Genomic DNA, 22,915 nt, shown 5'->3' on the forward strand with positions numbered 1-22,915 from the left:
GTTGATTTTACGCTTCTAATTTTCTGAAATAATACGTCAGATACGCATATCGAATTACCAAAGCTATTACTAATGGAATCGCAGCAGTTGCAAAGACTTGAATACTGAAAAGCCACAATAGTAGCATAATTCCTAGCAATATTAATAGAAAAACAGTGTGTTTCCACAAAGATGCGCATTCTTGTTTTTTTGATAAGAATTTGTACGCAAAGAAGATATTTATTGGAAATAACCATAATACATTCCAATTCATTACAGTTGCAGAATGATCGGTTGCAAACCAAAGCAACGCAATGATAATTCCTGCAATTCCTGTTGTGAGCATGATGATGAAGTCGAGCAAACGTGTGCGTTTTTGGTTTCTAAAGTCTATAAATGTAATAGCTAAAACAATTAATAGAAGTATTGAAAACACTACATAAGGACTGAAAATACTGCTTTTAGAAGTTGTTTGTTCAGGCGCATCTAAGATGAGTTTGGTTGCTTTTACTAATGGCGTTCCCGTTTCTTGTTTAGTAGCATTTGCAAAGGCTTTAAATACGTATTCTGGCAGAAATTGATAATCTTTTGCAGGTGCTTTTTTATCAATCACGGCGCCTAAAGCAATGTCAATTCCAAAACTAGACCATGAATTTGCGTTTAAATTATCATGAAGTAAATCTCTGAATGTTTTTTCTTCCGTAAGATGATCGTCATTAAAGATAAATGCATCTTGAAAATTTTCTTTAATAATGTCACGCTTTTTAGTTGCACAATTATTGTAGAAAAAATCATATTTATAGTATCGATTTTCTTCTTTGTAATTGTTTTCTAAATATGCCAATAAGGTTGTTGTTTGCTCAGGCGTTAAGTCTAATATTTGTTCTTTTATCCAACGTTTTTCATATTGATAGATGCGTACAAAGTTTTTAAAACTCGTTCTGCCCAATCGATATGGAAGTTTACCGCGTGCAAATTTTACATAAAAATTAGGAGTGTTGAAGTCAAAAACGCCATAATTGTATACAACATCATATCCATTTATAGGATCTTTGAGTCTAAATGCGCTGTGTCCAAATGCAGAATAGAGTTCTTCTCCAGCACCACAAGTTACTACTGAAAATGTAGCTTTTGGCGAAAGCTTTATTTGTTGCCCAATAAGAGTTCCTGTGTAAAGAAAGAGTAGAAGTAAGACAATTTTTTTCATTGCTTGTTATCTAAATAAACTCCAGTCAATTTTTAATGAAAATACGTTAGAATAAACAGCAGCACTTTGATCGCCAATGTCTGTCAATGCATAATCCACTTGAATTCCTTTGTATTTGAAACCGATTCCTAAGTTGGGTTGAAAGGTTAATGATTCTGAACCAAAATTGTTTTCATTTTGAAAATTTCCAACGCCGGCTCTTAAAAATACCAAATCTGTGTAGGCAAATTGCAATCCGACTGCTGGTGTAATACTTGCAAATGAAGTAGAAATAATGTCATTGGTTTGCGTAAAACGCATATTTAAATCAACTTCGGCAGTAAGCGTATAATCGTAATTGAATGTGAATGATTTTGCAACACCAAGTTGTAGTTTCGGAATTGTAATTTCTGTTGTTTCAGGCAATTCTTGTTCTGGAATTTGATCACTTACATTGTCAAATAAATCTTCGTCAATGCTCCATGTATTGAAAGTTGTTGTGATGTCGCGCGCCATTAATCCGAATCTCCAATCATTTTTTTGAAATTGTAATCCAAAATCAAAACCAAATCCCCAAGAAGAAGCAAAGTCGCCAATTATTCTACGAATTACTTTCGCATTGACTCCATAATTGAATCCTTGTACGGGTAATTTTCGAGCGTATGAAAATGTAATTCCGTAATCTGCAGTAGAGAAGAGGCTAATTCGGTTGAAGTCAATATTTCCTTGACTATCAATTAATTGAGTTGTGTTTAAAATATCATCAACTCCAAAACGAATTAAAGAAATTCCCCAAGCACTTCTATCGTCAATTGGCATTGCAAACGCCGCATAATCATACAAGGCAATGTTTGCAAAATAACTTGAATGCATCAGTGCTAATTGTTTGTCTTCTAACTGTACCAAACCTGCGGGATTCCAATATCCAGCATTTACATCGTTAACAGTAGCAACAACGGCATTACCCATACCAAAAGCAGCTGCATCAACACCAATATTCATGAATTCGTTTGAGTATTTTACAACAGTTTGGCTGTTGACAAAATATATATTTATGAGTAGGAGACCGAGTAATAACTTTTTCAAGAGAATAATTTTTATACAAATATGCAATTTTCTAATCTAATAAACTCAAAAAAAACATAGATATTGTGCGTATTAGCATAACATTTTACAATCTTTTTGATTGAGTTTGTAAAGTTTATTTATTTTTACAAAAAATCATATTCATGAACATGAAACGACATATTCCAAATTTCATCACACTTTTAAATTTATTTTGCGGTTGTTTGGCTGTTATTTTTGCAGTAAAGAATCAACTGGAAATTGCAGCATTTTTTGTGTTTTTAGGAATATTTTTCGATTTTTTTGATGGCTTTGCCGCTAGAATTTTAAAAGTACAAAGTGAATTGGGTTTACAACTAGATTCATTAGCAGATATGGTGACAAGCGGAGTTGTCCCTGGAATTTTTATGTATCAATTGTTTAACAGATCGTTACAAATTACTGAAAATGTTAATGATGGACATTCGTGGTCAGATGTTTTTCATTGGTTTCAAACCGAAGTGAGTTTTTTACCATTATTTGGTTTGATAGTTACCTTGGCATCTGCATATCGTTTGGCAAAATTTAATATTGACGAAAACCAAACTTCTTCTTTTATTGGCTTGCCAACACCAGCAAATACATTGTTGATCATTTCTTTACCACTCATTTTAATGTATCAAGGAAGTGAAATGATTGATGCCATTATTTTGAACAAATGGTTCTTGATAGGTTTTACGATACTTTGTAGTTATTTATTAAACGCAAACATTCCACTATTTGCATTAAAATTTAAAGATTGGAGCTTTAAGAATAACATGACAAAATACATTTTCTTAATTGCTTGTGTGTTATTATTGGTCTTTCTTCACTTTTTAGCGGTTCCAATTATTATCTTATTATACGTGTTGATTTCGTTGTTTAAGAAGTGATTTTGTGAAATCAGACAGAAACAATCAATTAATCTGAGTCACAATTTTCATTGTAAAATGTAACAATTTGTTCCAAACCATCTCGTATTCTAAATTCTTTAGTGTTAATTTTTTCAATTAAATTTTTGCAATCTGAAAAATAAGCTAATGTTTTTGCTTTCAGGTTATTAGTTAACGGATCATAAGGACCTAATTTTGTTAATTTGGTCTCAGAACTCTTCTTCAGATAGTACGTTACCACTGTTTGACTATGACTTAGTGAGGAATTAGCAACGAAACTACGTGTATTATATACAACACCATAAAGTTGTACTTTCTCCCCAATAACGAGTTCTTCAACAGCAATTAACTTGTCATTTTCCTGAGTTGCAAAAAACGTATATGTTTTAATAGAATTCTTACTATAACTAATCTGGACAGAACTTATATCAGAGAAATTAATCTCTTCGGGTTTTGCTTTTGAATACCTTTTATATTTGAATGTCTTGCTTTTTAATTTTCCAATAACACCAGTGATTGTATCTCCTGATTTTAAAATAATTTTTGAAGGATTGAGCTGTGCAAAACATGAAAAATTTAACATAAAAAGGAGTAGAAGTGTCAGTTTGAATTTCATAGAAGCACTATTGGTTTGAAATATTTATTTTTTCTGAATTATATAAGCGGACATAAATTCATCAAATATTAGTTTGATAAAAAGTAACTTGAATACGCTTTTTGAAGTATTACTGATTGGAGTTAAAAATCTAATTTCTTTTCGCGTAATTCGAAATTCTGACCTAAGTATACTTTACGAACCATTTCGTCTTCTGCCAATTCTCTAGGTTTTCCAGCTTTTAAGATGTTACCTTCAAACATTAAGTACGTTCTGTCAGTAATAGCAAGTGTTTCTTGTACGTTGTGATCCGTAATTAAAATTCCAATGTTTTTGTTTTTTAAATGTGCAATAATTCGCTGAATGTCTTCAACCGCAACTGGATCAACTCCTGCAAACGGTTCATCTAACAATACAAATTTTGGATCTGTTGCTAGTGCACGCGCAATTTCAGTTCGTCTTCGTTCTCCACCAGAAAGTAAATCGCCACGGTTTTTTCGAATGTGTCCTAAGCCAAATTCTTCAATTAGCGATTCCATTTTCATGTGTTGCTCTTTTTTCGACATTTTTGTCAATTGCAATACACTTAATATGTTTTCTTCAATGCTAAGTTTACGAAATACAGAAGCTTCTTGTGCCAAATATCCGATACCATTTTGCGCACGTTTGTACATTGGATAATTCGTAATTTCCATGTCGTCCAAGTAAATGTTTCCACCGTTAGGCTTTATCAATCCTACAATCATGTAAAAAGAAGTAGTTTTTCCGGCTCCATTTGGACCTAGTAAACCAACAATTTCTCCCTGGTTTACTTCAAGGGAAATTCCTTTTACAACTTTTCGTCCTTTGTAGGACTTCATGATACTATCGGCTCTTAAAATCATATACTTTGGTCATTAAACAGCGTAAAAATACTAATTTCAGTATAACAGCGCTGTTTTTTAATACTTAATTAACGTGGTATTATTATTATTCTGTATTGTAAATATTCGCGTTTGCTCTATTTGTTTCTCGACTGCGCTCGAAATGACATCTAAATTTTGATTTCCTTATAAGTCTATTATCTATATTCTAACAGCGTAGCGGTCTATAAATCTTGATTTTCTAGTGCTTCCCAATATTCGTACGCTCTTCGCAAATGTGGAATTACAATTGTACCGCCAATTAACGTAGCAATACTTAAGGTTTCCACTACTTTTTCTTTGCTCAAACCTTCTTTGTAGCAAGATTCTAAGTGATATTTTACACAATCATCACAGCGCAAAACTGTTGAAGCTACCAAACCGAGCAATTCTTTTGTTTGTACATCCAACGCGCCTGCTGAAAAAGCATTGGTATCTAGATTAAATATGCGTTTGATTATTTTATTGTTATCTGCTAAAATTTTATCGTTCATTTTAGCTCTGTAGGCGTTAAATTCTTCTACTTGATTAGCCATGTTTAAATTTCTTTTTATAGTTTTTTTCTACTCTTTTTGATATGATGATTCCTATTTCGTATAGGATTAATATTGGAATTGCTACTACAATCTGACTTGCGACATCGGGCGGTGTAATTATCGCTGCTAAGATTAAAACAACAACAATCGCATGTTTTCTATATTTGCGTAAGAATGAAGGAGTAATTAATCCTAATTTTGATAGGAAATAAATTACCAACGGCAATTCAAACACTAAGGAAACTCCTAGTAATGTGTTGGTTAGTAAACTGATGTGTGATTGTGCGGTAATAGTATTTTTTATTTGTTCTGTAATTTCGAAATTATAGAAAAAGTACGATGACATTGGCATAATTACATAGTAACTAAATAATAATCCGACAAAGAATAGGAGCGAAGCCAAGACGATAAACCATCTTGATTTTCCACGTTCTTTTGGACTTAATCCTGGCATAATAAATCGCCATAATTCATATATAATGTATGGAAAAGCAAAGATTAATCCGAGAATTAAAGAAGTCCAAATTGCCATAGTAAATTGCCCAGTAGCATTCACATTTATCAATTCAGCTTGAAATTCTAAGTTACAGAAATCGCTTTCAACTCCAATGAGTTGGAATACTTTACAGAAAAATTTGTAGGTTACAAAATTTCCATCCAAATGGACTATTAATAAATTGTCATAAATCGTTTCGATATAAACAAATACGACAATTGCAATGATGAATATAGCCGTAAAACTTCGGATAAGGTGCCATCTTAGTTCTTCTAAGTGATCTAAGAACGACATTTCATTTTTGTTTTTCCCCATTATAGTATTCCTTCTTTAACTAAGTTATGCAAATGTACGATTCCTGCATATTTTCCACCTTCTTCTACCATTAATTGTGAAATTCCGTTGTCTTCCATGACTTCTAGTGCTTCTACAGCCATTGCATCGTTGGCAATTTGTTTCGGATTAGACGACATGATGTCGCTAGCTTTAAGATTTCCTATGAAATCATTGTTTGATAACATACGTCGAATATCTCCATCCGTAATTACACCAATAATTTCATCATCCTCAGTTACAACTGCTGTTGCACCCAACATTCCTTTTGAAATTTCTACAATGACATCTTTTACAGAGCTTTCCAAATGTACTTTTGGTTTTTGATTTACAGAAGCTAAATCGTTTACACGCAAGTACAATTTTTTACCCAAAGCGCCACCTGGATGATATTTTGCAAAGTCTTTACTTGAAAATCCGCGTAGTTCTAGCAAACAAATTGCCAACGCATCGCCTAAAACTAATTGTGCGGTTGTGCTTGTTGTTGGTGCCAATCCGTTCGGACACGCTTCTTTTTCAACATATGCATGCAAGACATAATCTGCTTGCATTCCTAAAAATGATTCCTTGTTAGACGTAATTGCGATTAATTTATTGTTACTATTTTTAATTAACGGAACTAATACTTTGATTTCAGGCGTATTGCCGCTTTTAGAAATACAAATTACCGTATCATCTTCTTGAATTATTCCTAAATCGCCATGAATTGCATCAGCCGCATGCATAAAAATTGCAGGTGTTCCGGTAGAATTTAACGTAGCTACAATTTTTGTTGCAATGTTTGCACTTTTACCAATTCCAGTCACGACAACTCTACCGCTAGAATTGTAGATATAGGAGACAGCTTCTGCAAACTCGTCATCAATTAAAGAGATTAAATTTTTTATTGCATTATATTCTGTTTCAATGGTTTGCTTGGCAACACTAATAATACTATCTTTATATTTCAAAATGAATAAGTTTAAAAATTGTTGTTACTAAAGAAAATAGTATCTTTAGTGAATTGCAAATGTATGTAAAATAGTAAAAAGATAGAATGAGTTTATTGGAAATTGACTTACACAAGGAACTAAAGAAGCACTTCGGGTTCGGTCAATTCAAGGGACTACAGGAAGAAGTTATTAAAAGCATTATCAGCAATACGAATACTTTTGTCATTATGCCAACTGGAGGCGGTAAATCGTTATGTTACCAATTGCCAGCATTAATGAAAGAAGGTACTGCTATTGTTGTTTCTCCCCTAATTGCCTTAATGAAGAACCAAGTGGATGCATTGCGAGGAATATCCTCGGAAAATGGTATTGCACATGTTTTAAATTCTTCGCTTACCAAAGCTGAGACAAAACAAGTTAAAGAAGACATTACGAATGGTGTTACAAAATTATTGTATGTAGCGCCAGAATCATTGACGAAAGAAGAAAACGTAGAGTTTTTACGAACTGTGCCAATTTCATTTATGGCCGTTGATGAAGCCCACTGTATTTCAGAATGGGGACACGATTTTCGTCCTGAATACAGAAATCTCAAAAACATTATTAAAAAAATTGAAAACTTAGGAGACGAAATTCCAATTATTGGATTGACAGCTACAGCAACTCCGAAAGTGCAAGAAGATATTCTTAAAAACTTAGGAATGTCGGACGCAAACACATTTAAAGCTTCGTTTAATAGACCCAATCTCTATTATGAAGTACGTCCGAAAGGCAAAAATGTGGATGCAGATATCACACGATTTATCAAACAAAATGCAGGAAAAAGTGGTATTGTTTATTGTTTGAGTCGTAAACGTGTGGAAGAATTGGCACAAGTTTTACAAGTAAATGGAATTAATGCAGTTCCGTATCACGCTGGTTTAGATCCTAAAAAACGTGCGCGACATCAAGATATGTTTTTGATGGAAGAATGTGACGTGGTTGTTGCTACAATTGCGTTTGGTATGGGAATTGACAAACCAGATGTTCGTTTTGTAATTCACCATGATATTCCAAAAAGTATTGAAAGTTACTACCAAGAAACTGGACGTGCAGGTAGAGATGGTGGCGAAGGACATTGTTTGGCTTTTTATGCTTATAAAGATATTGAAAAGCTTGAAAAATTCATGTCAGGTAAGCCTGTTGCCGAACAAGAAATTGGCCATGCATTGTTGCAAGAAGTTGTAGCTTATGCGGAAACGTCTATTTCTAGAAGAAAATTTATTCTTCATTATTTCGGAGAAGAATTTCCAGATGATGGAGAAGGAGCAGACATGGATGATAACGTACGTTTTCCAAAAAAGAAGATAGAAGCGCAAGACCAAGTTGTTGAGCTGTTAAAAACCATTCAAAATACAAAACAAACCTATAAATCGCGTAATGTGGTAAATGTTTTAATTGGACATGAAAATGCTTTGATTAAATCACACAAAACACATTTACAATCATTTTTTGGTTCTGGAAAATCTCATGACGATAAATACTGGATGGCATTAATTCGTCAAGTATTAGTTGCTGGTTTACTTCGAAAAGATATTGAGACGTATGGCGTTATCAAACTTACCGAAGCAGGATTGAACTTTATTGAAAATCCAACATCATTTATGATGACGGAAGATCATAGTTTTGACGACGCAACTAATGATAGTATTATTACAGCCGCTAAAGTTGGTGGCGCTGTTGCAGATCAGCAATTGATGAATATGTTGAAGGATTTACGAAAAAAGGTTTCTAAACGTTTAGGAGTGCCGCCTTTCGTGGTTTTTCAAGATCCATCTTTGGAAGATATGGCTTTAAAATATCCTATTTCTATAGAGGAAATGAAAAATATTCACGGAGTAGGAGATGGAAAAGCTAAGAAATACGGGAAAGATTTTATTGATTTTATCAAGAAGTATGTTGATGAAAACGATGTTGTTCGTCCTGATGATTTGGTTGTAAAAAGTACAGGAGTTAATTCTGCTTTGAAATTATACATCATTCAAAACGTAGATAGAAAGCTTCCACTAGATGATATTGCTGCGGCAAAAGGGTTGGCAATGCCCGATTTTATTAAAGAAATGGAGCAAATTGTATATAGTGGAACTAAGCTGAATATTAATTATTGGATAGATGAAGTATTGGATGAAGATCAACAAGAAGAGATTCATGAATATTTCTTAGAATCTGAAAATGATAAAATTTCAGAAGCTATGGAAGAGTTCGATGGCGATTATGATGATGAAGAGTTACGACTGTATCGCATCAAGTTCATCAGTGATGTAGCAAACTAGATAGAAATATAAGAAATTAAAAAAGCTGTTTGAGTGTTCAAACAGCTTTTTTTATATCATTTTTGTAAATTATTTTATAGAAATCCTGTGTTTCTAGCTTGTTCTAGTAATGATTCGTCACCTTTCTTTTCAACATCAAAAACTTCTTTTAAGTGACGTTTTCGTTTTTCAATGGCGGCAAGTGATAAAGGAATATATTCGGTTAAATTCTTCGTTTTTATTCCTTTTGAGAGATGAAAAAGAATATTTCTATCAATATCATCTAACACAACTTCATTGATAATTCGTGTTCGAAGTAATTTTGTAACTGTATGACTGTAATATGGCGGATCGGTTAATACAACTTGAAACGCGCGCATGAGTTCATCTGAAGTAACATCACTTTTTACTAAAAAGCCATCAGGATTTATATTTTTGAGAATATTATGAATTCTAAAGTTATTGTTAAACATTGTTAAGATAACAACTTTAGTATCAGGAAGTAATTCTTTTACTTTGATTCCTAAATCTTCTCCCGAAATGATTTTTCCATCGGAAGAAGGAGGTAATTTAATATCTAAAAAAACGACATCGTAGGCTGTACCTGTCGATGCATTTTTAATTTTTGCGTATGCACCATCACAACTGTCTGAAGTGTCAATTCGCAAAGTCATTTCGTCAGAATTGATTCCCAATAAGGCATTTTTATAGCCTTCAATAATCATTGGATGATCATCAACGATTAGTACTTTAATATCTTTATTGCTCATATGTATAGGTTAAGTCTCTACGTCATTGGAACGTCAACACTAATAGATGTTCCTTTACCTGGAACCGAGTTTATGGTAAATTGCCCGTGAAGTAAAGTTACTCTCGATCTCATATTTTTTAATCCAATTCCACTGCTTCTCTTTTCCTGATTGAATCCTACGCCATCGTCTTTAATGGTTAAAATGATATGATTATCGTTCTTTTTAAAATCTAGTATTACGTTTTTCGCTTTCGCGTATTTATTAATATTCTGGACTGATTCTTGTATAATTCGGTAAATATTGATCTTTATATGACCTGGAATATCTGTCCAAACAATACGATCATCATCCTCAATCTGGTATTTAAAGTTAGTTATTTTTGACTGTTCTTCCAAAAGATTTGTAATCATTGTACTATAACTCGTCGTTGTGTCAAAATTATCCAGCCCCAATTCGTGTGAAATATTTCTTACTTCTTCCTCAATACTCTGAAGCTCATTGATATACTGTTCGCGTGTTTTTTTGGAATTTGCATCATCTTTTGCGTTTAAACTTCCCAAACTGAGTCGTGTTCCGAACAATCTTCCCAAAATTCCATCATGAAGTTCTAAAGATATGCGTTCTTTTTCACGTTTTCGACCTTCTTCAATCTTATCTTGTTGATCAATCATCAAGTTATAAATCTCTTCATTGGCACGTTGTTGTTGCTGTTCCATTTCCAGTTCTTTATTACGTGTTCGCTGTTGTGTGATTACATAAATAAGGAAACTGAAGAATACCAATGCAGATGAAATAGCCACAATCCAGTTAATTTGAACATTTAGTTTTTCATTCCTACTGATATATTTATCTGTTTCAAAGCGTATTCTGGCAAATTTATTTTGAGCTTTTCTTTCATGCTTTATTAAGCTATCATTTATATGAATATATGTATTCAAATATGCAGTTCCATTTTCATCATCAATTTTAGATGATAATAATAAAGAATTTAGTTTTTGTTTAACGTTGTTTGATTCAATAGCAGACTTCCTAGCTTCAGATACATATTTTAAACTTTGAATAGTATCTTTTTGTTCCAAGAAATATTCTGCTAAATGCATTTTACTTACTGCAACACCAGATTCATATTTTATACTATCTCTAATTTTTAAAGCAGTATAAAAGAGATCGGGTAATTCACTAACATCATTAGATAAAAATTTTGTATATGCCAAATTATCGAGTAATCTCGCATATTGTTTAGGATCTTTGATATACAAACTATCGTAAGCAAGTGCTTGTTTAAAATTATTAATAGCATCTTCATATTTACCTTGATATCTGTAAACTAGACCTATATCGTTAAGAGTAAATCTTGTTAATTTATCATTATCTTCAATCTTTTTGAGATAGCTCAAAGCTGTATTATGATATTCAAGAGACTTATCATAATCTTCAAGATTTTTAAAAATAATTCCTAAGTTATTATAGCAATAATAGAGCCTACTGTAGTCTTCTAAAACCTCAAATATTCTGATAGCAGCAAATGTAGTTACTTCACTACCAGTATAATCTTTTAGATCTTTTTGAATTCTAGCCATGTTAAGAAGTAATCTTGCAACATTCTCGTCAGGATCAGGATTTAATTCATCAAATATATTTTTAGCCTTGTCGTAGAAGTAAAAGGCACTATCTTTTTTACTATTTCTGTTGTAAAAAAAACCTAAGTTCCAATGATGATTGGCTAAAGTTATTGAATCATTTATAGCTGTAGAAACAGCTTTACCAACTTTATTTGTCTTTTTGAAACTTGTTGAATCTTTTAAATTTAGATATGTGTTTGAAATTTTTTGTAATAATTTACTTTTTTCAATAGTATTATCTTCTTCTAATACTAACTTGTAGGCTTTATCAATGGCTGCCTTCCGTATAACAAGGTCTAATTTCTTTTCTCTAGATTCGCTAATAAGTTTTTCAATAGATGACTCATCAGTAGAAAATTCCACTGTACCATTTCCAACGTTTTGACAGAGGCAATATGTTGGGAAAAAAAATAATAGGATGTAAATCTTCTTGAACAATTTTTTTTAGTATTAGTATACAAATCTATTTGTATTTTTTCACAAAAAAAAGTCTTAAACACTTGCTTAAGACTTTTTTATATATGTTTTTTGCATTTTTTAGCCTTCTTGATTAGGTTGATCATGTTCAACATCAGTATCTTCAGTCCCTGTTACATTTTCAAATACATTATCGTCTCCTGCATCAGAAGTGCTGTTTGGCTCACAAGCTATAAATCCTAAGTTTACTACTACTAATAAGGCGAATAATCCGAATACTTTTTTCATTTTTTTAAATTTTAATTAAGTTATTTACTAGTTATCTTTTTTCTATTCTGTTAATCATTTTTTTTAAAACTATTTATTGAAAAAGTAAATTTTTATAATTTGTAAGTTATTACCGTAATAATCTTCCTATATTTTTGTATACTACGAAAAACAACTTGTCATACATTTGTTTTATAGAGAATTCTAGTAAATAGCATTCTTCTTAGTAATGTTTGACAAAATTTGAATCACTTTTTCAAAAAAATAAAGTTAACTATCTGATAATCAATAGTGTTAAATTAAAAGATTTTTAACTTGATTTATGAAATCAAGTTAAAATCATCTTAGGGAAATGTGGTATGGTTTTCCGATAAAATAAATATGGTTTAACAGTAAAACATCATTCAATAATATTTCAAAGTACTTATTTATTAATTGTAGAAGGTTGTGTATCTTCGCACTTTAAATTAAAAATATACAAATGGAAGACGGATTATACGCAAAATTGCACACTACTAAAGGTGAAATTTTAATCAACTTAACTTTTAAAAAAACACCAGGAACAGTTGGAAACTTTGTTGCATTAGCTGAAGGACAACTTGAAAATAATGCAAAATCACAAGGAACTCCTTATTATGATGGCTTAAAATTCCATAGAGTTATTCCAGATTTTATGATTCAAGGTGGTTGTCCACAAGGAACTGGAACAGGAAGCCCAGGATATACATTTGATGATGAGTTTCATCCAGAACTTACACATAGTGAACCAGGAGTACTTTCAATGGCAAATGCTGGTCCAGGAACAAATGGAAGCCAATTCTTTATCACGCATGTAGCAACTCCTTGGTTAGACGGAAAACATACCGTTTTTGGAAATGTAGCACATGGACAAGAAGTTGTAGATGCTATTGCACAAGGTGATGTCATAAATACAGTGGAAATTGTACGTGTTGGAGCAGAAGCGGAAGCATTTAAAGCCGTAGAAGCATTTAGATTGTTTGATGGTGCCAAAGCCGCAAGAGAAAAAGCAGCGAAGGAAAAAGCAGAAAAAGCATTGGAAGAAATTGCTACAGGTTTTGACAAAACAGAAAGTGGTTTGCGTTATAAAATCATTCAAAAAGGAGAAGGAGCGCAAGCAGAAAAAGGAAAAATAGTTTCTGTACACTATAAAGGAATGTTTCCTGATGGCGGCGTTTTTGATTCTTCTTATAAAAGAAATGAACCAATCGATTTCCCATTAGGACAAGGAAATGTAATTCCAGGTTGGGATGAAGGAATCGCATTATTGAAAATAGGCGATAAAGCTCGTTTTGTCATTCCACCACACTTAGCATACGGAGAAAGAGGTGCAGGAGGCGTTATTCCGCCAAATGCAACACTCATGTTCGATGTTGAACTTATGGATGTAAAATAAATACACAAAACGCTCTGAAAATCTCAGAGCGTTTTTTATTGCTTGTAAATACTATGGATTTAGAAAAATTAAAATATCCTATCGGGAAAATACAAATTCCAACACTCATAACTACTAAACATATTATTGATTGGATTGAAGTATTAGAAAAATTCCCTGAACGATTAAAAACGTTAGTAGAAAACCTTTCTGAAACGCAACTAAATACGCCGTATCGTCCAGATGGTTGGACTGTAAGACAAGTGATTCATCATTTAGCAGATAGTCATCACAACAGTTACACACGATTCAAATGGACATTAACAGAAGATAAACCTGTAATTAAAGCTTATTTTGAAGATCGTTGGGCGGAATTGTTTGATAGTAAAAATGCTCCCATTAAACTTTCACTAGATTCACTTACTGCGTTGCATGCAAAATGGACCTATTTTTTAAAAGGTTTAAGCAATCATGAATTAAATCAAATATTCATTCATCCAGAAGGAAATGAAGAAGTATCATTAAAAGAAAATATTGGAATCTACGCTTGGCATTGCAATCATCATTACGAACATATCAATCAATTAATGATTCGTGAAAACTGGAAGTGAGTTGAATTATAAATGTTAAATGCTGAATGTTAAATTAAAAAAAGTTTACTTCCTAAAACACTAACATACCAACACACCTAAGAAATCCACTTAATATTACAACCAATACTCGGTTTTTGATCTTGTGGAATTTCATTTCCGCTCAACAAAGCATCCAAAGCCGTTCGCATATCTTTTCCAGTAACTGGAATTCCGTTACTTGGACGCGAATCGTCTAATTGCCCACGATACACCAACTTCAATGTAGCATCAAAAATGTAAAAATCAGGTGTGCATGCCGCATCATAAGCTCTTGCAATATTTTGATATTCATCATATAAATACACAAAAGGAAACTTTTCTTTTTTGGCATTTTTTTGCATCATATCAGGCGCATCATCAGGATATTTAACAGCGTCATTACTAGAAATTGCAATAAAACCAATTCCTTTGTCCATATAATCGTTTGCCAATTGTACAATTCCTGCATTCACATGTTTTACAAACGGACAATGATTACAGATAAACATAATTACCGTTCCTTTTTTTCCTTTTTCTTGATTTAAGAAAACATTTTGGTCAGAAACGGTATCATACAACATAAAATCGGGAGCTTTCGTACCTAAAGAAAGCATATTAGAAGGAGTAAGTGCCATTTGTTATTTCGTTTTTATGGTTTAAATTTACTCAAAAAAATACAATGAGCGACTTAACTTGGAACGATTTTGAAAAAGTAGACATGCGTATCGGGACAATTACCGAAGTAAACGATTTTCCAAAAGCCAGAAAACCAGCGTATCAGCTCACAATTGACTTTGGTTCAACAATTGGAATTCGAAAATCTTCAGCGCAAATCACAAAACGCTATACCAAAGATGAATTGATTGGAAAACAAATCATGGCAGTTGTAAATTTTCCTAAAAAACAAATTGCGAACTTTTTCTCAGAATGCTTAGTTATGGGCGCAGTTGATGGCGATGATGTCATTTTAATGCAGCCTTCAGAAAAAATTCCAAATGGTCTAAAAATCTCATAACCCAAAACCCAACACCAAAGACCCAAGACCTAAAACCCAAGACCCAAAACCCAAAACCCAAAACCCAACTTACATCATATTCGAAAAGAAAATCGCGTTCATCAACAACTTATTGGTTCCGTACCAAAAAGCTCTAAAGTTTGTATTATCCGTAAAAATAATCACGCGTCCGCTTCCCAATCGTGAAGTTTGAAACGGCACACTATTCTTTAAATGTTCCAAGTTTTCTTCTGAAATATAACCACTTAACAATGGATTATTAGTGTATTGAATTGGATTATTATAACTTCTTTTATGTGGTTCAATAAACAATGTCGTATTTCTAAATATTGGCAATTCATCATGTAAATACCCAAAATTGATTGGATGCGAACGGTCAATTTTTGTATTAAAAATAGCGCCACCAATCACTTGCGCACCATTGTGATTTCTTCTGTCGCCAAACGAAACATTCTTCGCTTCAATTTCCGTCTTTTTAAATTCTAAGGAAATGAACTTCTTATTACTCAAAAAACGACTTGTATTTCTGTAACCTATAATTGTTCCGCCTTGTTGAACCCAAGACTTTAGTTTATTGGTGTCATTTGAATCTAACGAATACGTATTTGGTAAAATAATGTGTGTGTATTTGTCTAAATCCATTCTGCCAAAGTTTCGAACATCTAGCTTTGTTAACGGAATTTCATAACGCTGATCAAACAAATGCCAAATTTCTCCAGCATCATACGAATTGATACTTCCACCAACCAACATCGCAATTTTAGTATCTTGTATTGCTTCAAAATTATTACTTCCCAAATCAATTCCTTCGGTCAAGCCAGAACGAACAGCCGTAATAATCAAATGACTTTCTTTGGCAACTGTATTCAGAAATTCTTTAATTTCTTGCGCATTCAACTTTTGATTTTGCACAGGAATCATAATCGTTCCATAATCATACCGATTTCCTTCCAAAGTGAATGGTTTCATCGCAACTTTTGCACGCAATCCTTTTGCTTTAATTTGTGCCAATGCTTTCGGCGAATAATATTCATTCCACTCAAAAAGATATGCATAGTTTCCGTTTCCTTTTACCGCACCATTTGGCGCTTTCAAATTGGTCACTTTTGTACCAGCATTCGAAATAGAATTTAACGCATCGTACTGTAAATTGTACGCTAAAGGCAATGTCCACGCAGAAACATCATAAAACAAACTGTCTTGAAACTCTGTGCGTTTTTCAAACATTGCAGCAATCAATTTGCTTTGTCGCTGATTGGTTGGCACAATATAACTTGCACCTTTTTTATACCTTTTTCCGTTATGTGTAAAGTCGTTTTTTACTTCATGAAATGCAATTTGATGTCTTTGTAACATTTCCGCAAAGTGATACGTTTTTGCTGCATCTTTTTCATCTCCAAAAACAATTGCTTTTCCTAGTTGTGGTGATTTAAAAACTTGTGCGTCTTTATAAAATTGTTGCTGATATTTCAATACTTTCGTTCGCATCTTCTTTGCTGCTTCCAATGTAGATAAAGCTGCTGTAAACTGATTTCGAATCGCAAAAGGAAATGTTAGCAAACCATTTTCTGTTTCTTGTACATGTCCACGTGCACTTCCTTGTTCAAACAAAATTCCGATACTTCCATTCACATCAGGAAACGTAGAACCTTTTCCGTAATAAAAATCGTCAAAACTTTCTTCTGTATAGTATAAAGAACCAATTTTATCAAATGCTTTTGCGTGATAAGTACCAATTTCTTTCGTCAAATCTTGATTCATCTGAGGCGTTAGCGGATGCGTTCGTGAAGGAATTCCAGGTTGAAAAAAGAACGAAGAATTTGAACCCATTTCATGATGATCTGTCAAAATATTTGGCATCCAACTATGAAACGATTGAATCCGCGCTCTCGATTCTGGCAATTGTACAGGCAACCAATCTCTATTCATATCAAACCAATAATGATTGGTACGTCCGCGTGGCCACGATTCACTATATTCTCTGTCTTGTGGATCCGAAATTAAATGTTCGCTTTTGTGCATATTTACCCAACTTGCAAAACGCTGCAATCCATCAGGATTGTAAGAAGGATCTAATAAAATGACCGTATTATTGAGTAAATCATACATGGCATCTCCTTCTGCAGCAGCCAAATGATAGGCGAGGAGCAATGCTGCATTACTTCCGCTAGCTTCATTTCCATGAATAGAAAATCCTTGATACACCACAATTGGCATCTTAGAAACATCTGTATTTTGTCCGCTAGTTTCAGTCAACGAAACATGTTCTTTACGAATAGTTTCAATATCTTGATGATTCTTCGGCGAAGTCACGGTCAATAATAACAACGGACGATCTTCAAAGGTTTTTCCACGATCTTCCAGCGTAATACGATCTGAACTTTTCGCCAAAACTTTCATATACATAACCAATTTATCATGCGTTACATGCCATTTTCCCACAGGATGACCAATAACACTTTCTGGTGTTGGAATGCTTTTATTATACGTTACATCTTGTGGTAAATAATACGAAAGTGAAGTGGTTTCTTGTGCGCTTAACGCGAAAGTACTCAGAAAAAGTACACTTAAGATACATCTTGAAAATTGAGACATCTAACTGTTTTGGTTTGGTTTGAAGTACAAAAATCAACTATTTGAGATTCAATTCAAAACGTGAATACCGTATTTAACAAAAAATGACGCTAAATTATAAATGTAAAAGTGAATATTATTTCTATTTTCGAGAAGTGTTTTTGAATTTATTTAAATGATTTAGACTTCCTTATTTTTGTTATATTTAAAATATGAAATACAAATTGCTTATTTATATATTAGCATGCAGTTTCTTGATAAGCTGTAGAAGTTATATTTATCAAAATCCTTCAAAAGGAATAAGTCTTTACGGTCAAGAAATTAAAGCGACTAATTATAGTGCTAAAGTAAGTGAACATTTAGATTCAAAGAGTTTCCTGTTGCGTTTATCAATACTAACAAAAGACAGTTTACATGTAGAACAAACCATACGAATTATTAATAATAGGCCGAAAACTAATATTAATCCAGAAACAGGACGAGAACTTGTTGAATATGTAACTCCATCACCATTTTTAATTGTAAAATCGAATAAAATGGGAAAGGCAGATTTCTATTTTGATTCTAAAGATAAATTTACGCTTATTTTAAGTTTTGGTTATGTGTTAATAAAACCTGTTATGGGAAAAAAACTTACGCTGACAATTTACTCGGATAAATAGAGTAACCAACATGTATCAAATAATTTCAACAATCTAACGCTTCTAAATATCCAACAATCTAATACGTCTAAGTTGTCTAAAAATAAAATTATAATATCTACGCATAAATACTATATTTGCACCACGAAAATTTTTATCAAAACATACACATGAAACATCTATTCCTGACATACTAAAGGATAAAAAATGACAGTATAAGATGTTCCATTTGACAGATAGAAAACAATAAAAACATACAAATGAAAGCTGGAATTGTAGGATTGCCAAATGTTGGAAAATCAACCTTATTTAATTGTTTATCAAGTGCAAAAGCACAAAGTGCAAACTTTCCATTTTGTACCATAGAGCCAAACTTAGGTGTGGTAAACGTACCTGATACACGCATAGAAAAATTAGAAGAATTAGTAAACCCAGAACGTGTTGTACCTGCAACTGTAGAAATTGTAGATATTGCCGGATTGGTTCGTGGAGCAAGTAAAGGTGAAGGTTTAGGAAATCAATTTCTTGGAAACATTCGCGAATGTAATGCAATTATGCACGTATTGCGTTGTTTTGATAATGACAATATTGTACACGTCGACGGAAGTGTTGATCCAATTCGTGACAAAGAAACGATTGATATCGAATTGCAACTAAAAGACTTAGAAACCGTTGAAAAACGTTTGGAAAAAGTAAAAAGAGCTGCAAAAACAGGAAATAAAGAAGCACAAAAAGAACAAGCTACACTAGAAAAATTCAAAACTGCTTTAGAACAAGGAATTTCTGCTCGTGCCGTAGAAGTTTCAGATGATGAAGCAGAATTAATGAAAGGTTTTCAATTATTGACAGCAAAACCAATTTTATATGTGTGTAATGTTGATGAAGCTTCGGCAAAATCTGGAAATGCATATGTAGAAAAAGTACGTGAAGCTGTAAAAGATGAAGATGCAGAAATTATTGTTTTAGCAGTCGGAACAGAAGCAGATATTGCAGAATTGGAAGACTATGAAGAACGTCAACTTTTCTTGGAAGATATAGGTTTAGAAGAACCTGGCGTTTCTCGCTTAATTCGTGCCGCTTACAAACTATTAGACTTACAAACATACTTTACGGCTGGTGTAAAAGAAGTGCGTGCGTGGACCATTCCAATTGGTTCAACGGCTCCACAAGCGGCTGGCGTGATTCATACAGATTTTGAAAAAGGATTCATTCGTGCGGAAGTAATCAAATATGATGATTACGTAAGTTATGGAACAGAAGCCAAAGTAAAAGAAGCAGGAAAACTTTCAGTAGAAGGAAAAGCATACGTTGTTGGCGATGGCGATGTAATGCATTTCTTGTTTAATGTATAAATTTTACTCAAAAAATATAACAAAGTGAACTCCAAAGGTTCACTTTTTTTATGCCATATATTTGCGGTTTTGATTGCGTAAATAGCACTCATCTTATAAAATCTATTCATTTTCATATTAAATTTCATACAAAATCACTTCAAAAAGTAAGATTAAACATTAAGATTTTTATAATATAACAGTAAACATTTAGATACATTGTGGTCGTACTTTAGCTGAATAACCATATAAACACATGTATCATGAAAAAAATTACCTACGCATTCAGTGCAGTGCTAATGCTATTCGTTATGAATATGCAAGCACAACAGTCAGTTATTGACGATTTAGACGAAACATTTGATTCCGCAAATGTAATTCTCATCGAAGCCAAAAGAACAAAAGCGGCTTTAAAAGTGTTAACTGTAGACTATTTAGTAAACAACAATGTAAATGCAGATGTCGCAACATATCTTCAAATTATGGACGTTAGCATGGAAGTGGTAGAAGAATTCAGTGATGAAGTTATCTATTACATCGGACAAGCAGCACAAGGAAATAGTAATATTGATCCTTCAAGCATTCAAGGGAAAGCTTCTACGATTGAAGGCAATGAAGATTTTGTACGCATCAAAAGTGCATCATTAGCAACGGCAATTCAGCAAAACAACAGAGGAACAGCACGTCAGTTAATTCGTGAAATTAGAGCATTACTAAATACGCAAATTCGTTTAGCAAAAGAAATCAAAACGGAAGCTACGGCTTTAAAATCACTAGCAGTTACATACAATGTTCGTATTGAATTGGTGGATGAGCGTTCGGGCGCTTCAGTACCAGCAGGAACTTTGCCAGGATATGCAGCTACCAATCAAGCTACTGGTGAAATTTTCTATACAGATTACTACACCTTTGATAGCTTTGCAAACTTACCAGCAGGAACCTATCGTTTTGATGCGTATGATGGTTACTTTGATGGTGCTTCAAGCGCTATTGTAACCTTAGATCAAAGCTTAGTTGGAAGTGATGGATTCATTGTGGTAACACTACGTTATTGGTCAGAATAATAGAAATATATCATAATCCATTAAAAAAGCGCAATATTCACAAAAATATTGCGCTTTTTGTTGATTATTTTCGGGCGTTCCTGTTTTATTTTTTAAAGGTATGTGTTATATTAGCAACCAACCCTAATACCACTTCAACTTATGGCAGAAAACACACAATATACCGAAGATAACATACGTTCACTAGACTGGAAAGAGCATATCCGAATGCGTCCTGGAATGTATATCGGGAAATTGGGTGACGGATCTTCTGCGGATGATGGTATTTACATTCTTGTAAAAGAAGTACTTGACAATTCTATCGATGAATATGTAATGGGCGCAGGGAAAACGATTGAAGTTTCTATTCAAGGAACAAAAGTAATCGTGCGTGATTACGGTCGTGGAATTCCATTAGGAAAAGTGGTTGATGTCGTTTCCAAAATGAACACAGGAGGAAAGTACGATTCCAAAGCTTTTAAAAAATCTGTAGGATTAAATGGTGTGGGTACAAAAGCAGTAAACGCACTTTCTTCATACTTTAGAGTAGAATCTTCACGTGATGGAAAATCAAGTGCAGCCGAATTTGCACAAGGAAACCTAACTGACAAAGAGTTTTTAGAGGAAACCTCAAGAAGACGCGGAACAAAAGTTACGTTTATTCCAGATGAATTGATCTTTAAAAAGTATAAGTTTAGAACAGAATATGTTGCTAAAATGCTTCGTAATTATGTATATCTAAACAGAGGTTTGACGATCATTTTTAATGGTGAAAAATTCTTTTCGGAAAATGGTTTAAAAGACCTTTTAGAAGACAACAACAACAAAGAAGACATGCTATATCCAATCATTCACTTAGAAGGTGATGATATTGAAGTAGCAATTACACATAGTAAAACACAATACAGTGAAGAATATCATTCGTTTGTAAACGGACAACATACTACGCAAGGTGGAACGCATCAAGCTGCTTTTAGAGAAGCGATTGTAAAAACAGTTCGTGATTTCTACGGAAAAAGCTATGAAGCTTCTGATATTCGTAAATCCATCATTTCTGCGGTAAGTATCAAAGTCATGGAACCCGTTTTTGAATCACAAACGAAAACAAAATTGGGTTCTACAGAAATGGGCGGGAATTTGCCAACAGTTCGTACGTACATCAACGATTTTGTGGGTCGATACTTAGATAACTATTTGCACAAAAACCCAGATACTGCTGAAAAAATTCAACGTAAAATTTTGCAAGCAGAACGTGAACGTAAAGAATTATCAGGAATTCGAAAATTAGCCAAAGAGCGTGCTAAAAAAGCAAGTTTACACAATAAAAAATTACGTGATTGTAGAATTCATTTAGGCGATGTAAAAAAAGACAGACGTTTAGAATCTACTTTATTTATTACCGAGGGAGATTCTGCATCAGGTTCCATCACAAAATCGAGAGACGTAAATACACAAGCGGTTTTTAGTTTGCGTGGAAAACCGTTGAACTCATATTCAATGTCGAAAAAAATTGTCTATGAAAATGAAGAATTCAACTTATTACAAGCAGCATTAAACATTGAAGAATCAATGGAAGACTTGCGTTACAACAACATTGTAATTGCAACCGATGCCGATGTAGATGGAATGCACATTCGATTACTCTTAATTACCTTCTTCTTGCAGTTCTTTCCAGAATTGATAAAAGAGGGACATTTGTACATCTTACAAACACCATTATTCAGAGTTCGAAACAAAAAAGAAACCATTTACTGCTACAGCGAAGAAGAACGAAGATCAGCCATATTAAAATTATCTGGGAAACCAGAAATCACACGATTTAAAGGATTAGGTGAAATTTCTCCTGATGAATTCAAGCATTTCATTGGAGACGACATTCGCTTAGATCCTGTCATGTTAGATCGTGAAACATCCATTGAAGAATTATTGAAATTCTACATGGGAAAAAATACCCCGAACAGACAAGAATTTATCATTAATAACTTGAAGGTCGAATTGGATCTGATAGAAGAAAAATAATCGG

At 33.2% G+C, this 22,915-nt stretch carries 21 protein-coding genes; 9 read left to right on the forward strand and 12 right to left on the reverse strand.

The window, feature by feature from the left end:
* Positions 1 to 7 precede the first annotated feature (7 nt).
* On the reverse strand, positions 8 to 1,186 hold the full coding sequence (locus AA089_RS03995) for an Lnb N-terminal periplasmic domain-containing protein (protein WP_046755629.1): 1,179 nt from the start codon (positions 1,184 to 1,186) through the stop codon (positions 8 to 10).
* Between the two features lie 6 nt (positions 1,187 to 1,192).
* A complete protein-coding gene (locus AA089_RS04000) occupies positions 1,193 to 2,251 on the reverse strand; it encodes a putative type IX sorting system protein PorV2 (protein WP_173427044.1) in 1,059 nt (352 codons plus the stop codon).
* A gap of 149 nt (positions 2,252 to 2,400) precedes the next feature.
* Between AA089_RS04000 and AA089_RS04005 the strand changes: the two genes are divergently transcribed.
* Complete coding sequence (locus AA089_RS04005; RefSeq protein WP_046755704.1) at positions 2,401 to 3,141, forward strand: CDP-alcohol phosphatidyltransferase family protein; 741 nt, start codon at positions 2,401 to 2,403, stop codon at positions 3,139 to 3,141.
* A 28-nt stretch (positions 3,142 to 3,169) separates the two neighbouring features.
* Here AA089_RS04005 and AA089_RS04010 read toward each other — a convergent pair whose 3' ends face one another.
* The 5 genes from AA089_RS04010 to AA089_RS04030 all read right to left on the reverse strand — a co-directional run bounded on the left by AA089_RS04010 (position 3,170) and on the right by AA089_RS04030 (position 6,953).
* Entirely contained in the window at positions 3,170 to 3,757 is a 588-nt protein-coding gene (locus AA089_RS04010) for a hypothetical protein (protein ID WP_046755631.1), read from the reverse strand.
* Between the two features lie 122 nt (positions 3,758 to 3,879).
* Entirely contained in the window at positions 3,880 to 4,620 is a 741-nt protein-coding gene (gene lptB / locus AA089_RS04015) for an LPS export ABC transporter ATP-binding protein (protein ID WP_046755632.1), read from the reverse strand.
* 203 nt (positions 4,621 to 4,823) lie between these two features.
* Positions 4,824 to 5,174: a carboxymuconolactone decarboxylase family protein gene (locus AA089_RS04020; RefSeq protein ID WP_046755633.1), complete on the reverse strand. Its 351-nt coding sequence runs from the start codon at positions 5,172 to 5,174 to the stop codon at positions 4,824 to 4,826.
* Positions 5,167 to 5,985: a twin-arginine translocase subunit TatC gene (gene tatC, locus AA089_RS04025; RefSeq protein WP_046755634.1), complete on the reverse strand. Its 819-nt coding sequence runs from the start codon at positions 5,983 to 5,985 to the stop codon at positions 5,167 to 5,169. The genes AA089_RS04020 and tatC overlap by 8 nt, the downstream gene beginning before the upstream one ends.
* Positions 5,985 to 6,953 carry a KpsF/GutQ family sugar-phosphate isomerase gene (locus tag AA089_RS04030; protein ID WP_046755635.1) on the reverse strand — a complete coding sequence of 323 codons (969 nt, stop codon included), beginning with the start codon at positions 6,951 to 6,953 and terminating at the stop codon, positions 5,985 to 5,987. The genes tatC and AA089_RS04030 overlap by 1 nt, the downstream gene beginning before the upstream one ends.
* A gap of 86 nt (positions 6,954 to 7,039) precedes the next feature.
* Here AA089_RS04030 and AA089_RS04035 point away from each other — a divergent pair, with 86 nt between their 5' ends.
* Positions 7,040 to 9,247 (forward strand): ATP-dependent DNA helicase RecQ, encoded by a 2,208-nt coding sequence (locus tag AA089_RS04035; RefSeq protein WP_046755636.1) that lies wholly within the window; start codon positions 7,040 to 7,042, stop codon positions 9,245 to 9,247.
* A 74-nt stretch (positions 9,248 to 9,321) separates the two neighbouring features.
* Here AA089_RS04035 and AA089_RS04040 read toward each other — a convergent pair whose 3' ends face one another.
* The 3 genes from AA089_RS04040 to AA089_RS24550 form a co-directional block, all read right to left on the reverse strand.
* Positions 9,322 to 9,996 (reverse strand): response regulator, encoded by a 675-nt coding sequence (locus AA089_RS04040; RefSeq protein ID WP_046755637.1) that lies wholly within the window; start codon positions 9,994 to 9,996, stop codon positions 9,322 to 9,324.
* Between the two features lie 17 nt (positions 9,997 to 10,013).
* Positions 10,014 to 11,963, reverse strand: coding sequence for a tetratricopeptide repeat-containing sensor histidine kinase (locus tag AA089_RS04045; RefSeq protein WP_046755638.1), 1,950 nt, complete (start codon positions 11,961 to 11,963; stop codon positions 10,014 to 10,016).
* A 174-nt stretch (positions 11,964 to 12,137) separates the two neighbouring features.
* Positions 12,138 to 12,305, reverse strand: coding sequence for a hypothetical protein (locus AA089_RS24550; protein WP_156168893.1), 168 nt, complete (start codon positions 12,303 to 12,305; stop codon positions 12,138 to 12,140).
* Positions 12,306 to 12,765: 460 nt separating this feature from the next.
* On the opposite strand from AA089_RS24550, the gene AA089_RS04050 reads away from it, so the two are divergent.
* Together AA089_RS04050 and AA089_RS04055 are read left to right on the forward strand one after the other, a co-directional pair.
* Positions 12,766 to 13,698: a peptidylprolyl isomerase gene (locus tag AA089_RS04050; RefSeq protein WP_046755639.1), complete on the forward strand. Its 933-nt coding sequence runs from the start codon at positions 12,766 to 12,768 to the stop codon at positions 13,696 to 13,698.
* Between the two features lie 53 nt (positions 13,699 to 13,751).
* Positions 13,752 to 14,288: a YfiT family bacillithiol transferase gene (locus AA089_RS04055; RefSeq protein WP_046755640.1), complete on the forward strand. Its 537-nt coding sequence runs from the start codon at positions 13,752 to 13,754 to the stop codon at positions 14,286 to 14,288.
* Positions 14,289 to 14,365: 77 nt separating this feature from the next.
* Here the strand turns inward: AA089_RS04055 and AA089_RS04060 are convergent, their stop codons facing one another.
* Complete coding sequence (locus AA089_RS04060; RefSeq protein WP_046755641.1) at positions 14,366 to 14,923, reverse strand: thioredoxin family protein; 558 nt, start codon at positions 14,921 to 14,923, stop codon at positions 14,366 to 14,368.
* 44 nt (positions 14,924 to 14,967) lie between these two features.
* On the opposite strand from AA089_RS04060, the gene AA089_RS04065 reads away from it, so the two are divergent.
* Positions 14,968 to 15,303 (forward strand): tRNA-binding protein, encoded by a 336-nt coding sequence (locus AA089_RS04065; protein ID WP_046755642.1) that lies wholly within the window; start codon positions 14,968 to 14,970, stop codon positions 15,301 to 15,303.
* Between the two features lie 69 nt (positions 15,304 to 15,372).
* Here the strand turns inward: AA089_RS04065 and AA089_RS04070 are convergent, their stop codons facing one another.
* On the reverse strand, positions 15,373 to 17,898 hold the full coding sequence (locus AA089_RS04070) for a M14 family metallopeptidase (RefSeq protein WP_046755643.1): 2,526 nt from the start codon (positions 17,896 to 17,898) through the stop codon (positions 15,373 to 15,375).
* Between the two features lie 191 nt (positions 17,899 to 18,089).
* Between AA089_RS04070 and AA089_RS04075 the strand changes: the two genes are divergently transcribed.
* The 4 genes from AA089_RS04075 to AA089_RS04090 all read left to right on the forward strand — a co-directional run bounded on the left by AA089_RS04075 (position 18,090) and on the right by AA089_RS04090 (position 22,911).
* Positions 18,090 to 18,539 (forward strand): hypothetical protein, encoded by a 450-nt coding sequence (locus tag AA089_RS04075; RefSeq protein ID WP_046755644.1) that lies wholly within the window; start codon positions 18,090 to 18,092, stop codon positions 18,537 to 18,539.
* A gap of 239 nt (positions 18,540 to 18,778) precedes the next feature.
* Positions 18,779 to 19,870 carry a redox-regulated ATPase YchF gene (ychF, locus tag AA089_RS04080; RefSeq protein ID WP_046755645.1) on the forward strand — a complete coding sequence of 364 codons (1,092 nt, stop codon included), beginning with the start codon at positions 18,779 to 18,781 and terminating at the stop codon, positions 19,868 to 19,870.
* Positions 19,871 to 20,112: 242 nt separating this feature from the next.
* On the forward strand, positions 20,113 to 20,913 hold the full coding sequence (locus AA089_RS04085; RefSeq protein ID WP_046755646.1) for a hypothetical protein: 801 nt from the start codon (positions 20,113 to 20,115) through the stop codon (positions 20,911 to 20,913).
* A 141-nt stretch (positions 20,914 to 21,054) separates the two neighbouring features.
* Positions 21,055 to 22,911, forward strand: coding sequence for a DNA topoisomerase IV subunit B (locus tag AA089_RS04090; RefSeq protein ID WP_046755647.1), 1,857 nt, complete (start codon positions 21,055 to 21,057; stop codon positions 22,909 to 22,911).
* The last annotated feature ends 4 nt before the right edge of the window (positions 22,912 to 22,915 follow it).

Source organism: Kordia jejudonensis (assembly GCF_001005315.1).
Lineage (GTDB): Bacteria > Bacteroidota > Bacteroidia > Flavobacteriales > Flavobacteriaceae > Kordia > Kordia jejudonensis.

Bases quoted from the DNA above. Each gene is read 5' to 3' on its own strand.
- AA089_RS03995 (WP_046755629.1), bottom strand. From the start codon at position 1,186: ATGAAAAAAATTGTCTTACTTCTACTCTTTCTTTACACAGGAACTCTT.
- AA089_RS04005 (WP_046755704.1), top strand. From the start codon at position 2,401: ATGAAACGACATATTCCAAATTTCATCACACTTTTAAATTTATTTTGC.
- AA089_RS04010 (WP_046755631.1), bottom strand. From the start codon at position 3,757: ATGAAATTCAAACTGACACTTCTACTCCTTTTTATGTTAAATTTTTCA.
- lptB (WP_046755632.1), bottom strand. From the start codon at position 4,620: ATGATTTTAAGAGCCGATAGTATCATGAAGTCCTACAAAGGACGAAAA.
- AA089_RS04020 (WP_046755633.1), bottom strand. From the start codon at position 5,174: ATGGCTAATCAAGTAGAAGAATTTAACGCCTACAGAGCTAAAATGAAC.
- tatC (WP_046755634.1), bottom strand. From the start codon at position 5,985: ATGGGGAAAAACAAAAATGAAATGTCGTTCTTAGATCACTTAGAAGAA.
- AA089_RS04035 (WP_046755636.1), top strand. From the start codon at position 7,040: ATGAGTTTATTGGAAATTGACTTACACAAGGAACTAAAGAAGCACTTC.
- AA089_RS04040 (WP_046755637.1), bottom strand. From the start codon at position 9,996: ATGAGCAATAAAGATATTAAAGTACTAATCGTTGATGATCATCCAATG.
- AA089_RS24550 (WP_156168893.1), bottom strand. From the start codon at position 12,305: ATGAAAAAAGTATTCGGATTATTCGCCTTATTAGTAGTAGTAAACTTA.
- AA089_RS04050 (WP_046755639.1), top strand. From the start codon at position 12,766: ATGGAAGACGGATTATACGCAAAATTGCACACTACTAAAGGTGAAATT.
- AA089_RS04055 (WP_046755640.1), top strand. From the start codon at position 13,752: ATGGATTTAGAAAAATTAAAATATCCTATCGGGAAAATACAAATTCCA.
- AA089_RS04060 (WP_046755641.1), bottom strand. From the start codon at position 14,923: ATGGCACTTACTCCTTCTAATATGCTTTCTTTAGGTACGAAAGCTCCC.
- AA089_RS04065 (WP_046755642.1), top strand. From the start codon at position 14,968: ATGAGCGACTTAACTTGGAACGATTTTGAAAAAGTAGACATGCGTATC.
- AA089_RS04070 (WP_046755643.1), bottom strand. From the start codon at position 17,898: ATGTCTCAATTTTCAAGATGTATCTTAAGTGTACTTTTTCTGAGTACT.
- AA089_RS04075 (WP_046755644.1), top strand. From the start codon at position 18,090: ATGAAATACAAATTGCTTATTTATATATTAGCATGCAGTTTCTTGATA.
- ychF (WP_046755645.1), top strand. From the start codon at position 18,779: ATGAAAGCTGGAATTGTAGGATTGCCAAATGTTGGAAAATCAACCTTA.
- AA089_RS04085 (WP_046755646.1), top strand. From the start codon at position 20,113: ATGAAAAAAATTACCTACGCATTCAGTGCAGTGCTAATGCTATTCGTT.
- AA089_RS04090 (WP_046755647.1), top strand. From the start codon at position 21,055: ATGGCAGAAAACACACAATATACCGAAGATAACATACGTTCACTAGAC.